Genomic DNA, 15,922 nt, shown 5'->3' on the forward strand with positions numbered 1-15,922 from the left:
CCCGATAGTTATCGGAGTTTGCGGCGAGCGATACTACAATAAAATAAAGTGTCCGTTATAATTTGGCTTTTCTTATTTGAATTATGAAAGAGGTCTATTCTAAAAACTAGTCCGCCTCAGGCGGAGAACTATTATAGTTTAAGAAATGGTATTATAGCACAATAATTAGCAAACACCTAAAAATATCATTATATATCCAGCAACTCCACAAAGCCAAAACTGTCCACATCAAACAAACCTTTATCGGTAATTTTGAGTGAAGGTATAACTGGCAAGGCCATAAATGACAAAGTCATATAAGGTGCTTTAAGTGGGGTTTGTGTAATACGTTTTGCATGATTATCGAGTTCGGTATAATGTTTTGCAATTTCTTCGGCAGGTTCATTGCTCATCAATCCTGCAACAGGCAATGCCATGCCGCGTATTTCGCTTCCTGCTGCTACTGAAATTCCACCACGCATTTCTATAATACAATTGATGGCCTTCCATAAATCTTCATCATTACTACCCACCGCCACTATATTATGACTATCGTGGGCCACACTCGATGCTATTGCCCCATGTTGTATATGAAAGTTTTTGATAAAACCCATACTTATTTTAGCTTGATTATATCTATTCACTACACAAATTTTATTATATAATTTATCTGCCGGATACAATACTTTACCATTGTGAATTATAATATCTGTTTCAGATTTGTGGGTAACTATTTGCCCCTCAACAGCATCAATTGCCTGAGCTCGATGCTTGCCATCAGATAATTTTGTAATGATTTGTAAATCTTCTAATTTTATTTTTTGAATATTGAAATTATTAATTGGTAGTTCTGTTTTGGTGGAAAATAAACATTTTTGATGATATACTTTTTCACCTTTAATATAAGTTTCTACCGAATTGAAATTCACCAAATCTGCTACCAAAATAAAATCTGCAGTTTCTCCTATTTGTAGTTTGCCCACTGGTAATTTATAATGGTCAATGGGATTAATGCAGGCAGCTATGATAGTATCAAACAGATCTAATCCCTTGGCTATGGCTCGAGCAGCCAATTTGTCTATATGACCTAAATTCAATTCATCGGGGTGTTTGTCGTCGCTACAGAACATTATTTTTTCGGGGAAATCTTTAAGCAAAGGAATCAGTGCTTCAAAATTTTTGGCTGCACTTCCCTCACGAATCAAAATCTTCATTCCTTTTTGCAGTTTCTCCAAAGCCTCCTCATAAGTGAAGCATTCGTGGTCGGTGCTAATACCTGCTTGTATATATTTGTCCAGCATTTCTCCTCTTAGTGCAGGTGCGTGGCCATCAATGGGTTTATGATATTTATGTGCAAGTTTGATTTTATCCATTATTTCAGGCACTTGGTTTAGCACACCGGGGAAGTTCATCATTTCGCTCAAATATAATATCTCTGGCATTTGCAAAAGGTGGTCAATTTCATCCACACCCAATACTGCACCAGCAGTTTCAAAAATAGTTGCGGGCACACATGATGGAGCCCCGAAGAAAAAATGAAAAGGGACCTTGGCACCATTGGCTATCATATATTTTACGCCTTCCATTCCACACACATTGGCAATTTCGTGCGGGTCGCTCACAGTGGCCACAGTGCCATGGGTAACTGCCACACTTGCAAATTCTGTGGGCAACATCATGGAACTTTCAATATGGATGTGGGCATCAATAAAGCCAGGCATGGCAAAGTGTTCACAACCCGCCGCATCGCATGGCTCAATGGATTGTATACGTCCTTCGCATACGGTAATAGTGCTAGGCTCAATTTTTCTTTGAGCCCAATTAACCCAAAAAGCTTTTACTATAAACATTTTGTTTGTAATTTTGATGGATGAATATAAGGTTTGCAAATCAAGTGCATTAAATTTGCAAACTACTATTCCCATGAAAAAAATTATATTTTTCTCTTTAATCAGTTTTGTGTTTGTTGCCAAAGGTCAGCATCCTAACTTTGCCTTGGCTGAAAAAAAATTTGAAGAAGGCTTGTCGAATGAGAAAAAGTATTATGTCAATTTTAATCAAGAATATTTTATAAATAGTTACACGGCTTATCATGAAGCTGCAAGTTTATATATAGATGGATTAAGCAAATGTGCTGTAGGCGAAAAGATATATGCAAGCTATCATGCAATGAAATGTTTGTATGCCGAGGCCGAAGTATTTAATGCTATGGAAACCCCGAAAAAAATATATGATTTATATGTTCCCAATTTTGATAAATTAATACCTGATAGTTCTTTCAATCATTATAAACAAATTGCCAAATTAAAAATTTCGAAAATAAATTATGATTCTATATGGGTTAAAACTTTAGATATATTATACACATCGAGTATTAAAGTGAGGCGAGAATTATATACCATCAAATGCGGTAGTATGTTGCTCAATCACTATCGAGAATCGCCAGAACAATACAATGATATATTATACCATGTTATTATTGCATCGGGCAATGTGGCCGAGGCTCAGGTATTATTATATCATTTGCAATTGTGGACCAACCTAAAAGACAAACCCATTGAAAACAATCCAGCCATCATCAAAGCAATAGACAGCGGATTGAGCAATCACCCCGATAGCTTTAGTGAGGAACAAGTAAAAACATTGGAAGGCCTTAAAAAAAAATTAACATAGGCAACCATTTATAATAATTAAGAGTCGGCACAAAATATATGAACAAAAAAATACTAATCATTATTATATTTGCTACAAGTATGATAACAAAACTAGAAGCACAGTGGGTGGTATCATCTGTGGGATTTCAAGTGGGGCCAAGCTTCGGTTATAAGTTTCAGAAAGCTGCTAACACAAACACAGTACCTGGCTTTCCATTTAATTATAAACAAATGAGTGACTCCACCAACAAAACAGACCAGTTTAGAGTGGGTTACGACCTTGGATTCAACGCCATGTTCAATGGAGGTGGCACTTCGTTTTTTCAAATAGGTTTACAATACCGCACCATTGGTTTTCGCCGCTTATTGGTGAATTTACAATACTTAGATTCGATACAATATTTTGGATTGATAGATGGACATAGCCAAACAGGTTCAAAAGATGTGCGATATAAATATCAGTATCATATGATAGAGTTGCCAATTACCTATTGTATTGGTATGCAAAATATAGAAAAAATGTTTGATCCTTTCACGTGGTTTATCACGGTGGGCGTAACGCCTTCATTCTTGTTTGCAAACACGATGTGGGCTAGGTGTTATGGTTTTGATATTGATGGTGTAAATCAAATTAGCAGGGTGAAAGATGTAAATTTCAATTATAAAAAATTTATGGTATTTGGAAATATCGGTGCCAAGTTTATGTACCGCCATCCCGAAAATGATAATTTAAAATTCAGTTTACAACCTACTATCTATATCCCCACCACTTCAATAACAGCTGGCGGTTCAGGTATCAATATGTGGATTCCCTCTATCAATTTGCATGCGGGGATTAATTATAGTTTTTAATATTTTTTAACCACGGTTCGCTGCGGCGAATCACAGAGTAAAAACACACGGAGTTGCACGGTGTTTTTATAGCTATAATTTAAACTCTGTGCCTAACTCTATGTTACTCTGTGGTTAATTTACACCTTGCAAAGACAAATTTAATCAATGTGGAAAAATCGTATCACGATAATTATGCTGAACTACATCCCGAAAGCCCCGCTTAATCCCGATAATTATCGGGATGCGGGGGAATTAGTCCCTTTCTTTTGGACTACTATATATTGAATTTCGGTATAATTCGTCAATCGTAATTTTTTTCATTCCTAATATGATACATTTGCGGAAGAAATAATAAGCAATGAAAAAAAGAGAACAACTCATAGAACTACGCGAACAAGCATTACTTGGCGGCGGCGTAGAAAGAATTGCATCACAGCATAAGAAAGGGAAACTCACAGCCCGCGAACGTGTCCATTTCTTAATGGACGAAGGTTCGTTTGAAGAAATTGGCTCAATGGTAATGCACCGTAGCAAAGATTTTGGGATGGAGAAACAACAATTTTTGGGCGATGGCGTTATCACGGGTTATGGAACTATCCATGGCCGATTGGTATATGTTTTCTCACAAGATTTTACGGTGTTTGGTGGTTCATTAAGTGAAACCCATGCGGAAAAAATTTGCAAGATTATGGATATGGCTCTCAAAAATGGAGCACCAGTAATTGGCCTCAACGATAGTGGTGGAGCAAGAATACAAGAAGGTGTAGTTTCATTAGGAGGCTATGCAGATATATTTTACCGCAATACCATTGCCAGTGGAGTTATACCGCAAATTTCAGCCATTATGGGCCCATGTGCAGGCGGTGCTGTATATAGTCCTGCCATTACCGATTTTATTATGATGGTGGAGCATACCAGTTATATGTTTGTAACAGGACCCAATGTAGTGAAAACAGTTACGCATGAAGAAGTAACGAGCGAAGAACTCGGTGGTGCATCGGTGCATGGAACTAAATCGGGGGTGGCACATTTTACTGCAGCCAATGAAATAGAATGTATCAATCAACTCAAAAGATTACTGAGTTATATGCCACAGAATTGTGAAGAACAAGCTCCGTCATTGCAGTATGATATAATAAATTGGGAGAATGAAACTAGAGAAAACCTCACCAAAATAATTCCAGACAATGCCAACCAACCTTATGATATGCGTGAGGTAATTAATGGTGTTATAGATGAAAATACATTTCATGAAGTACATAAAGATTTTGCAGAAAATATAGTTGTAGGATTTGGAAGATTGGCAGGTAGAAGTATTGGTATTGTTGGTAATCAGCCTGCACAGTTAGCAGGTTGTTTGGATATTCATGCCTCACAAAAGGCTGCACGATTTGTGCGTTTCTGCGATTGTTTTAATATACCTTTATTGGTGTTTGAAGATGTGCCTGGTTTCCTTCCGGGTACCGACCAAGAATGGAATGCTATTATAACAAATGGTGCCAAACTATTATATGCTTTTTGCGAATCGACAGTACCACGTATTACGGTAATTACCCGTAAAGCTTATGGTGGAGCTTATGATGTAATGAATAGTAAACATATAGGAAGCGATTTGAATTTTGCATGGCCCACTGCCGAGATTGCGGTGATGGGAGCCAAAGGTGCTGCAGAAATTATATTTAAACGTGAGATTGATGCTGCTGACAATGTAGAAGCGAAAATGCAAGAAAAGGCGGATGAATATGCAGAGATTTTTGCAAACCCCTATCGTGCTGCAGAGCGTGGATTTATTGACGAAGTGATATTGCCTGAAGAGACCCGCATCAAGCTCATCAAAGGTTTTCAAATGCTTGAAAATAAAGTTGCAACCTTGCCAAGGAAGAAGCATGGGAATATACCGTTGTAGAATTTACGGAAGAATGGCCAAGCACGCGAACTAGTATATAAATGATAGTATATCGAAACTCATTCGTTTAGTTGTAAATTATTCTATTATATACTATTTGCCAATCACTCCCTAATTTTACCATTCTAAAAAGACATAGCGATTAAAGAAATTAAAAAAAGCTGAAGAAATAAGAAAACAGTATTTTGAAGAAAATATTAAAAAATAAATCTATCATGAAAAAGGCATTAAAAACCGTTTCAATCGACACAATGATTGATAAGCATATTGGCAAGCAGGGTACTCCTAAACCTGAAGTGTTTGAAAATGAGTTAAAACTTGATTTACTTGGCGAAGCCATTAAGCAAGCCGGCTTAGAGCGAAATCTAACACAAGAGCAATTAGGGCAACTTTTTGGAGTTCATAAAGCACAAATTTCAAAACTTGAGAATAGTTTAACCGACGCAAGAATTGACACTATTATAAAAGTATTTAAGGCGTTAAATGCAAAAATAAATTTCAATGTAGAATTGCTTAACCAAAAAGTGAGACTAGCTTAAAAAGATGAATTATATATAATGAAAAAAATACTCATAGCCAATCGTGGCGAAATAGCCCTGCGTGTAATGCGTGCCTGCAAAGAGCTAGGAATTAAAACCGTAGCAGTATATAGTGAAGCCGATGCAAATGCTCTCCACACCCTATACGCTGATGAAGCGTACTGCATAGGTCCACCACCTTCCAACCAAAGTTATTTGCTCGGTCATAAAATTATTGAAGTGGCCAAACTCACAGGTGCTGAAGGAATACATCCAGGTTATGGTTTCTTAAGTGAGAATGCGGAGTTCAGCAGAATGGTGCGTGAAGCAGGTATTATATTTATTGGTCCAAGTCCTGAAAGCATGGAAACCATGGGCAGCAAAATTGGAGCAAAGCAAGCCGTGAGAAATTTTGGTGTGCCTTTAGTTCCTGGAATTGATGAGGCCATAACAGATGTAAATGAAGCAAAGAAAATTGCAAATACCATTGGATATCCAGTTTTGATCAAAGCATCTGCAGGTGGTGGTGGCAAGGGAATGCGTGTGGTGAATGCAGAAAGTGAATTTGAAGAGCAAATAAAAATGGCTCAGAACGAAGCCAGATCTTCATTTGGCGATGATGCAGTTTTCATAGAAAAATATTTAGCGGCTCCAAGGCATATCGAGTTTCAAATTATGGCCGATAATCATGGAAATGTTGTACATCTTTTCGAGCGTGAATGTAGTATACAACGCCGTCATCAAAAATTAGTGGAAGAAGCACCGAGCTGTGTACTCACGCCACAGATGCGTGAAGAGATGGGCAAAGCTGCGGTGAATGCTGCCAAAGCTTGTAATTATAGCGGAGCAGGAACTATCGAATTTTTGTTGGATGAAAAATTGAATTTTTATTTTTTAGAAATGAATACACGCTTGCAAGTAGAGCATCCTGTAACAGAAATGATTACTGGAATTGATTTGGTGAAAGAGCAAATAAGTGTAGCACGAGGTAATAAACTTTCGTTCACACAAGAAGATTTAACTATAACAGGACATAGTATAGAATTGCGTATTTGTGCTGAGGATCCTGCCAATAATTTTTTACCTGATATCGGAAAATTATCAACGTACAAAATCCCACAAGGATATGGAGTTCGCGTGGATGATGGCTACAAACAAGGGATGGAAATCCCGATACAATACGACCCTATGATTGCCAAATTAATTGTATATGCTGCCACCCGCGAAGAAGCAATGGAAAAGATGATACAAGCCATCGATGATTATCATATAAGTGGAATTGAGACTACACTTCCCTTTGGCAAATTTGCGATGCAACACGAAGCTTTCCGCAGCGGTAATTTCGACACCAAATTTATCGATAATTATTTCAAACCAGAATTGCTGAACGAAGCTATGGACGAGGATGAAGAGCTGATTGCAGCCATTGCTGCTGATATATATTGGGACAAAGAAAATAAAACAACTGCCACTACAAACTATAACAATAAATCTTTTTCTCCTTGGAGACTAAACAGAAGATAAGAAAGGAATAAGTAGTAAGGAATAAGGAATAAGGAATAAGGAATAAGGAATAAGTAGTAAGGAATAAGGAATATGTAGGAAGGAATAAGGAGTAAGGAGTATGGAGCAAGGAATAAGTGCCATACGGCTGATTGCTTTGATATATTATGGAGGGCTTCGCCCACTGACCACTGACTACTGACTACTGATCACTCAACCTCCCCACCACCTTATAATTCGATTTCTTCAATGTTTTCGACTCCAACGCTTTTTCTTTAATTACGCAAAAAGGCCATCTACCGCTGCTGTGCACCATATACCAAGTGTTTTCTTCGCCCATCAAAAAAGCAATATGGGTATCGAGACCTACTATATATAATTTGTTTTGAGGCGGGCCTAGTTTCTTCACAAAATCTTCTATATCAATATTGCTGTATCGTGTTATATATTTATCGAGAAGTAGTTCTCTAATCATTTTTTCTGAAGGCATTTGGGCCATCTTTTCACGTTTTATATCAAAACCTGCATCACGTAGAATCGTTGCTACGAAATAACCACAGGCGATTTTTCCTTTGCGTGGTTGTTCGGTGGTTCCATTAAAATCATATAAGGTACTGTACCAAAAAGGAAATATTTTTTCAGTAATATATTTGCAAATAGCTATATTTTTTTTACTCGTATCATATAATGATTTTGCTTGCTTTTTTGCATTAATGTATTCCGCTTGAGAGATAGATGCAGGCTGCATACCTGGCACCAAATGCCGATATGGAGAAAAATATAAACCTACCAATAGTATGATAGTTATACCTACAAAAGTATATAATACAATTTTACGTTTGCGACTCATTAATTTCGTGGCAAGGCATAGATCCGTTCGTACACACGCTTAAGCAATGGCAACATAAATAAAATAAAAAATGCCGTTTCAATTAATTGAATGATATATAAATTCTCTTTATAGCCAACGGAATCATAATAATTGCCTTCTCCTTCTGTGACAATCAAATAGGTAAAAACTGGAATGGTTAAGACCATAATATTGAAAATCATAATCCCTACAATATTCCAAATACTATATTCATTTCTATCGTAAGCTAAAATTAAATGTACTACCCCATAAAAAAATGTTCCATAGTAACAAAGTTTTACATAGTATTCTGCCCGTATCCCACTTGAAAAGATGAGTCCAAATATAGCATAAATAATAGGCAACAAAATAGCTACGACTAGTAGTACAATAAATTGCCTCCAACGTACATTTTTAAAGATCTGCAATAAAATGCATATACCTAGTAAAAAGTAGCTGCTGAACAATAATGATTCATTCCCGAAAAATCCATTATTCGAAAATTTTAAGCGAGAAATATCGGAGAGTCTATCATTCAATAATCTTTTAAATGTGGTTATATCTTGATCGAAATCATCAGTTTTATTATCTTGCAAATCCTCATTGGCTGTTGTTTCGTTATTCAAACTTTTATGAGCATTACTATTATAAGGTTTTGAGCTTTGAGTTTTGATTGCATTGTCATAATCATTTTTTAAATCGTCGAATGTAATTATTTTAAAATATTCATTTTCATCTCTATGGCTATTTTCTAAATTATATATATCATATTTTACAGATAAATCTGCAATGTCATTCAATAATGCATGGACCTCTGCTTTTGTCTGAACCTTGAACGCCTTAGCTCGTACTCCTTCCGCACTATCATAACCTTTAATATACCCTGACCTCGTACCTGCTCTTTCACCGTCAATATATTTGTCGTCGTATTCGAAAAAATGAAAATGATGTTTGGAGAAATATTGATAATCTGTATTCAGCAATTTAGAATATACAGGCAAAGATTGATTCGAAGTGTTATCCGATTCATCTTGATGATTGTAATCACTTGTTTTTAGCATAAATACTTGTGCCAAATTTGCCGCATTTACATCTTCAATCAATTCTTTTTCACTTACAATATTTGATCGTTTAAATTCTAGTACACCTGCATAAGAAAATATAATAAACCACATGCCCACCAATGTAGCATAACTCAGAAAGAAAGATATATACTCATCGGTAATTTTACGCTTACCAAATTGCCTTTGCTTATCAAATATTACCGTTTTATATATCCAAAAACAAGTAACAGTTACAGCCAAAATAGAAGAAATACTGATGGATACTTCATGAGAATGATAGTCTAAATCGGCCATACCAATAGGAGTAATCATTGCCAATGCACTAAGTACCAAACACGAAAGCAATGAATAATATAAAAAATAATGAGCCCTAATACTCCACATCAGTGGATATTTTTTCACCAGATAATTATCAAACCTCTGCAAAAATCTGGGATATAATAATATGTTCTTTTTCATGTAATATTTTATTTAATTATCACTATTCAACTTAATAATATTTAATCTTCCTTTAATCGCAAACTGCTAACTAACTACATATCTTTTTTAAACAACTTCCTCGTCGAATCACTAATATCTCTATAATAGTTTACCATAAGTCCTTTACTCAGTAAGGTTTTCAAGAGCTCTACCGGGGCTATATTAACTGCAAAATTTACAATATATATTGTTCCTGTTTCTTCCACGGTAGCACCTTCCATGTCTTTAATTGCAGCAATCAATTCCTGCTTTTCGAATTGACCATTGAGCTCTATACAATTGGTGCTGCGGTCTTTTCCAAAATCTCTTCTTGCACCACTATATAAAGTATTTCCGTTTTTAATAAATATTAAATTATCCGAAATATTTTCTACCTCATGCAATTGTTGCGAACTTAAAATAACAGCAAACGGATGACGAATACTTTGAGAAAGATATTTTAAATCCTGCAAGAAAAGTTGCTGAGCATTGATATCGAGATTGGCCAAAGGCTCGTCCAGTATGAGCAATTGCGGTTTGCGAATCAATACTTTTGCAAGCTCAAAACGCAATCTATAACCGCCAGAAATCTGCTTCCAAGTAAGGTCTCTGAATTTGTTCAATCCCAATCTTTCTATAATATAATCAACTGCGTAATCATTTTCTTCATCCTTAATTCCATGAATAGAGGCAGTGAATTTCAAATTATCCGATAAGGTACCAAACCATGTATCAATTCGTTGTGGAATATATCCTATTTTTTGCTTGGCTTCATACCATTCGTTGGTATGATATTGTGGAAAATTGATGGTACCACTTGTCGATGCCAAATCGCCAGCCAACATGCGGAGCAAAGTAGTTTTCCCGTTTCCGTTCTCGCCCACTACACCTGTAATCTCACCAGTTTTTAATTCGAGTGTAAGCGGTTCAAATCTAAAAGTTCTTCCTTTGCCCTCATAAACTTTCCCCAATCCTTCAGTAGTCAACATCACTTTATTGATGACACTTGGCTGTGCAGGAACCTTGCTTTTCTCCTTTACCTCTGTGCAAACAAGTTCTATCTCTGCTCGCAAATTATTCATTTGTTCCTGATAGCTATCGGGATTGTGATCCACACTTTCTTCCGATAGGGAGTTGTACTTTTTTCTGATATTCAGAATTTTTGTTTCCAAATCTCTGCTCAAAAACAAGTCAGTGCCTACATCTAACATCCTTCGTGTAGCCCTTGCCAGGTCAGGGTCTTGCGTAAGCTGCCAAAGCTCGTCCAAACGTTTGTTTAAAAATTGCTCTTCCATTGCTACAAATTAATCTGTTCTTTTGTAAACTAACTAATTTTATTTTTCACCAATGTCGCTTAAATACGGCTGTCAACTTTTTCTTGCGTTGTTATCGGGTATTGCTTGTGCTGCTGGGGCTCTATATGCTGAGCAATATTTTAGCTTAGATGCTGAACATGGAAATGGGGACTATTTTATTGTTTTTTTTGATAATTTTTTCTTGATTTCATTAATCGAAGAGTTGTCAAAATTTGTGATGGTTTTCCTGTTTTTAAAATTCATTCACAACCGAAAAATTTTATTATATATAGCATTGTGCATAGGACTTGGCTTTTCGATATTTGAAATGAGTCTTTATACTTATTATCAAAATTATGATATATATAGATGGATTCCCTTTGCATTACATATATTTTTAGCCATTATACAAATGCGGGTGATGATGTATGCTCTCGACTTCAGCACTCAAAGATATTTTTATATCAATTTGGCTTGGGTAATCACTTGGCTTATCCATGGGGTATATGATTTATCAGTATCCATATCAATCAAATGGATATGGATTTTTTCGTTACTTACTGTTTTATTTTTAGTTAGTTTATATATATTATTCAGCCAACAAACTGCCAAAGATGTAGCATTAGAAACTAAAATAGATGAAGAAGAAAATGAGTCCGGCGATTTTGGATTTTTTAAATAACGAATAGCGTTCGAAAACATGAATATTAAACAACTGAAACCGTATCTCGACGATCAAGTAGAGATTATCAATAGACCAGGTTTTATTACTGCCGATCCTATTTCTATCCCGAAACTTTTTACCCAAAAGCGAGACATAGAAATCATGGGATTTTTTGCTGCTACCTTTGCATGGGGGCAGCGGGTTACAATATTAAATAATTGCAAAAAACTGATTGAATTATTCGAAAACAAACCTTACGAATTTATTATAAACTCCACAGCCAAAGACTGGCAAAGGTTTGAAGGGTTTGTTCATCGTACTTTTAATAGCAGTGACTTATTATACTTTATCGATTTTTTTCATCACTATTATAATAATTATGAATCGCTCGAGCAATTATTTGTGAAAGGTATTGGAAAGAAAGATGAGAATATGGAACATGGTTTAAATCATTTTAAAAAGAGCTTTTTTGAACGAAATATACATTTAAAACGTACCGAAAAACATATACCGTCGCCTGCTCAAAACTCGGCTTGTAAAAGGCTAAATATGTATTTACGTTGGATGGTACGAAAAGATAATTGCGGCGTTGATTTTGGCATTTGGGAAAATATAAATCCCTCCCTGCTGCTTTGCCCGCTCGATGTGCATGTGGGCCGCACCGCCCGTAAGTTAGGTATCCTTACACGCCCGCAAGACGATTGGAAAGCTGTGATAGAATTGACCTCGAACTTAAAAAAATTAGATAAATTTGACCCCGTAAAATATGACTTTGCCTTATATGGAATTAGTTTGTTTAAAAAAGTTCACAGTTCGCAGTAAACAGTTTGCTGTTGCTCTCGCAAACAAAGCCATCTAATGCTTACTGCCAACCGTTTGCTGCTATCTGCCACCTAGCAACTATGTAAGCAATCCACTATTTGTTAATAAATTCCAAAACAAATCCATTGTTTCAATAGCATGTATATACTTAATTTCGTTCCCAAATATTTATGAAATCTATATTACTCACAATCTCAATGGCAGCAACTGCCTTATTAAGTTGCAATGGTGGTGGCACTGATCCAAATCAGAAAACAGATACTCTAAAAACTCAATCAGCACAGCCTAAGGATTCCTCCGTTGTTCAAACCAATAACAACTATAATGATATCGCAATGTTCCTGGCAGGATATAAGCCTACCAAAGATTCAGCATTGATGGGTCTTACCAAAGATTCTATTTGGTTGAAACATGCTAAAAAAATGAACGACGGTTTTAGCAGAATTGAAGAAAATCGTTTTAGCAAAATGCGTACATGGCGTGACACCGAATTAAAAGCAGCAAATTCTTCAGGAATCAAAACATTATATTATCCTTTTGCAGGACCTGATATTTTAAATGGCTATATTTTATTCCCCAACTGCGAAAACTATATATTGGTAGCGTTGGAACCTGCAGGAAAGATAAAGGATATGCCTAAAATGAAGAGACCTGATTTTGCCAAGTATATATATCATTTGGACAAATCAATGAATGATATTTTTGTGCGTAGTTACTTTATCACCAGTGCTATGAGCAGTGATTTCAGTAGGTGGAGTGTTGATGGGAATTTGCCAGTGATGATGGTGTTTTTGGCACGAACAGGGAATATTATTTCGGATATCAAACGCATTGCTATTGCCGATGATGGTTCGCTCAAAGAATTCAATTTGAACCAAGCAATCCCAGAGACATATATTAGCAAAGGCGTTAGAATTGATTTCGTAAACAAAGAACAGCCTAGTGTTGCCAAACATGTATACTATTTCTCTATGAACATGGCTGATGAAGAGTATCAACACATGTTCGGTTTAGATAAAAATAAGGGTTTCCTCACTTGGATCAATAAACAAGGCGATTTTATATCCTATATGAAAGCTGCAAGTTATATTAATCATTATGGTTTCCTTAGCAATTCGCGTAAAATTGTTTTCAATAGAAGTAAATATCATTTGCAAGACGACAGCGGAATAGCTTATAATTTCTTCGATAAAAAAGTATGGAAGATTAACCTATATGGTCAGTACTCTCACCCTATCAGAGACTTTGGTAAATTGTATGAGAAGGATTTAGAAATAGCGTATAAAAAAGATTCAGCTAATGTGAAACCAGTTCCTTTCAAACTAGGCTACCACTATAGTAGTGTAATGAATATGATGCTGGCTACGAAGAAGTAATTAGAAAACAGTAAACAGTAGAAAGTAGAAAGTAAACAGCCCGCCGCGGCGGGTAGTAAACAGTAAACAGTAAACAGCCCACCGCGGCGGGCAGTAATTAGTAGACAGTTGTCAGTGGCTAGTTGTCATATAAATTTTTAGTACATTAATGCTTGTTTCATCTTGAAAAATATATTATATATTGTGTTATGTGTGATTGTTGGCGGCTTATCGGCAAGTGCACAGGCCAAGAAAAAAAAGAAGAAACCAAAGGCACAGGTTGTGTATTACCAACCATCGAAGCAAAAGAAAAAAGTTAAAATAAAGTATATACCACCACCACCACCTAAACGTTATGATTTCTCGCAGTATAAGAATTCAAGCAATCCCATAGAGCAAATTTTTAGGAGCGATTCTTTTTTTTATAATGATTATTTATCGCAATCGGCTGAGCGTAGGGTGCAAATTGTATATACCCGAATAGACCGTGATCGTTATAATAATCCCCACTTTATTGATTATGTTTATCGTGCTGATGCGAATGAATATTTCTACCCAGCCAGTACGGTCAAATTGCCTTTAACTGCAATGTGTTTAGAGAAGATTAACCAACTCAACATTGAAGGACTCACTAAAGAAACTGCACTCACCATCGACTCATCAGGCAAATGCCAATATGCTAGCTATTATGATAGTTCCTCTGCAAATTATCAGGCTTCATTAGGTCATTATATAAAAAAGATTTTGTTGGTTAGTGATAACGATGCCTATAATAGAATGTATGAATTTATGGGGCCAAGTTATATCAATAAACGTTTCAAACAATTGGGAATGCCTTCTGCTAGGGTTACACATAGGTTTACTCCTGGATGTACTGAAGAAGATAATATGATCACGAATCGATTCAAATTTTATGATACCGCAGGAAATATAATATACACTCAAGAACCAATAACTTGTATGGAATCTTTTGAACCACCTACAGGTCAGGTATTGTTGGGCACTGGATATATCGATTATGATGGGAAACTAAAAAAATATCCTAAGGATTTTACGGGTCGGAATTTTTTTCAATTGCAAGATATACACCTCACACTTAAAAAATTGATGTTCCCCGATGCATTTAGGAAGGACAAACGTTTTGACTTAAGCGAAATGGATTATCGTTTCCTCCGCAAATATATGAGTATGTACGCACCTGAATCCATAGACCCAGTGTATGATTCTATGAAAGGGAATTTTAACTGCATTAAGAAATATTTAATCTACGGACAAAATAAAGATACTGCGGTCAATAAAAATTTACGCATATTTAATATTGTAGGTTTTGCCTACGGATTTTTGGTAGATGTTGCGTATATCATAGACCTCGAAACCAATACAGAATTTATGCTTTCCAGTGCTATATATTCCAATACAACGGGTGTGCTCAATACGGGAATTTATGAGTATTATACTATTGGTATGCCGTTCCTAAAACGCTTAGGTCAGGATTTTTTAAAGATGGAACAAAAACGCCCCAAACTGTATCCTCCCAATTTGGATTATTTGAAGTTTGATTATGGTAAGGAATAAGGAATAAGGAACAAGGAATAAGGAATAAGGAATAAGGAACAAGGAATAAGGAGTAAGGAGTAAGGTGGACGGAGTATTAAGGGGTAGGGGCCATTCGGCAAAATGACATGAAGGGGTAGGGGTAAAAAGAATTAAATTGTAAAGAAAAAATAATCATATTGGTATATGGCGATAAAAATATTTGAAGATGTGATAGGGTGGCAGAAAGCACAAGATTATGTGGTGGATATATATGAAATATTTAGTGCTTCGAAGGATTTTGGGTTTAAAGATCAAATTTGTAGAGCTGTCATCTCCATCTCTAATAATATTGCGGAAGGCTTTGACAGGAGTTCCAATGCGGATTTTATACCAATTCTTAACCTATAATAGTTCTCCGCCTGTGGCGGATTTGGTTTGTAGAATGGTAATGCCGAACTACATCCCGAAAGCCCCGCTTAATCC

The 15,922-nt window shown here is 36.0% G+C and carries 14 protein-coding genes; 10 read left to right on the forward strand and 4 right to left on the reverse strand.

Annotation, left to right across the window (positions count from 1 at the left end):
* Positions 1 to 188 precede the first annotated feature (188 nt).
* On the reverse strand, positions 189 to 1,904 hold the full coding sequence (gene ade / locus SGJ10_08090; GenBank protein MDZ4758082.1) for an adenine deaminase: 1,716 nt from the start codon (positions 1,902 to 1,904) through the stop codon (positions 189 to 191).
* Here ade and SGJ10_08095 point away from each other — a divergent pair.
* The 5 genes from SGJ10_08095 to accC all read left to right on the forward strand — a co-directional run bounded on the left by SGJ10_08095 (position 1,903) and on the right by accC (position 7,415).
* Positions 1,903 to 2,652, forward strand: a complete 750-nt coding sequence (locus SGJ10_08095; GenBank protein ID MDZ4758083.1) for a hypothetical protein — start codon at positions 1,903 to 1,905, stop codon at positions 2,650 to 2,652. The two genes, ade and SGJ10_08095, sit on opposite strands and share 2 nt — an antisense overlap.
* A 38-nt stretch (positions 2,653 to 2,690) precedes the next feature.
* A complete protein-coding gene (locus SGJ10_08100; GenBank protein MDZ4758084.1) occupies positions 2,691 to 3,485 on the forward strand; it encodes a hypothetical protein in 795 nt (264 codons plus the stop codon).
* A 340-nt stretch (positions 3,486 to 3,825) separates the two neighbouring features.
* On the forward strand, positions 3,826 to 5,373 hold the full coding sequence (locus SGJ10_08105) for an acyl-CoA carboxylase subunit beta (protein ID MDZ4758085.1): 1,548 nt from the start codon (positions 3,826 to 3,828) through the stop codon (positions 5,371 to 5,373).
* Positions 5,374 to 5,588: 215 nt separating this feature from the next.
* Positions 5,589 to 5,912, forward strand: coding sequence for a helix-turn-helix transcriptional regulator (locus SGJ10_08110; GenBank protein ID MDZ4758086.1), 324 nt, complete (start codon positions 5,589 to 5,591; stop codon positions 5,910 to 5,912).
* Positions 5,913 to 5,930: 18 nt separating this feature from the next.
* Positions 5,931 to 7,415, forward strand: coding sequence for an acetyl-CoA carboxylase biotin carboxylase subunit (gene accC, locus SGJ10_08115; protein MDZ4758087.1), 1,485 nt, complete (start codon positions 5,931 to 5,933; stop codon positions 7,413 to 7,415).
* Between the two features lie 181 nt (positions 7,416 to 7,596).
* Here accC and SGJ10_08120 read toward each other — a convergent pair whose 3' ends face one another.
* From SGJ10_08120 to SGJ10_08130, 3 genes are all read right to left on the reverse strand, one after another.
* Positions 7,597 to 8,244 (reverse strand): hypothetical protein, encoded by a 648-nt coding sequence (locus SGJ10_08120; GenBank protein MDZ4758088.1) that lies wholly within the window; start codon positions 8,242 to 8,244, stop codon positions 7,597 to 7,599.
* Positions 8,244 to 9,767, reverse strand: coding sequence for a hypothetical protein (locus SGJ10_08125; GenBank protein MDZ4758089.1), 1,524 nt, complete (start codon positions 9,765 to 9,767; stop codon positions 8,244 to 8,246). Before SGJ10_08125 ends, SGJ10_08120 begins: the two co-directional genes overlap by 1 nt.
* Positions 9,768 to 9,841: 74 nt before the next feature.
* The gene (locus tag SGJ10_08130) at positions 9,842 to 11,062 is read right to left on the reverse strand and encodes an ABC transporter ATP-binding protein (GenBank protein MDZ4758090.1); all 1,221 of its coding nucleotides are present in this window, start codon (positions 11,060 to 11,062) and stop codon (positions 9,842 to 9,844) included.
* 52 nt (positions 11,063 to 11,114) lie between these two features.
* Here SGJ10_08130 and SGJ10_08135 point away from each other — a divergent pair, with 52 nt between their 5' ends.
* The 5 genes from SGJ10_08135 to SGJ10_08155 all read left to right on the forward strand — a co-directional run bounded on the left by SGJ10_08135 (position 11,115) and on the right by SGJ10_08155 (position 15,847).
* Positions 11,115 to 11,744 carry a PrsW family glutamic-type intramembrane protease gene (locus SGJ10_08135; GenBank protein ID MDZ4758091.1) on the forward strand — a complete coding sequence of 210 codons (630 nt, stop codon included), beginning with the start codon at positions 11,115 to 11,117 and terminating at the stop codon, positions 11,742 to 11,744.
* Between the two features lie 18 nt (positions 11,745 to 11,762).
* Positions 11,763 to 12,548, forward strand: coding sequence for a TIGR02757 family protein (locus SGJ10_08140; protein ID MDZ4758092.1), 786 nt, complete (start codon positions 11,763 to 11,765; stop codon positions 12,546 to 12,548).
* A gap of 170 nt (positions 12,549 to 12,718) precedes the next feature.
* Complete coding sequence (locus tag SGJ10_08145; GenBank protein MDZ4758093.1) at positions 12,719 to 13,924, forward strand: hypothetical protein; 1,206 nt, start codon at positions 12,719 to 12,721, stop codon at positions 13,922 to 13,924.
* Between the two features lie 162 nt (positions 13,925 to 14,086).
* Complete coding sequence (locus SGJ10_08150) at positions 14,087 to 15,478, forward strand: serine hydrolase (GenBank protein MDZ4758094.1); 1,392 nt, start codon at positions 14,087 to 14,089, stop codon at positions 15,476 to 15,478.
* A gap of 165 nt (positions 15,479 to 15,643) precedes the next feature.
* The gene (locus SGJ10_08155) at positions 15,644 to 15,847 is read left to right on the forward strand and encodes a four helix bundle protein (GenBank protein MDZ4758095.1); all 204 of its coding nucleotides are present in this window, start codon (positions 15,644 to 15,646) and stop codon (positions 15,845 to 15,847) included.
* The last annotated feature ends 75 nt before the right edge of the window (positions 15,848 to 15,922 follow it).

This window comes from Bacteroidota bacterium (genome assembly GCA_034439655.1).
Classification (GTDB): domain Bacteria; phylum Bacteroidota; class Bacteroidia; order UKL13-3; family UKL13-3; genus CANJUD01.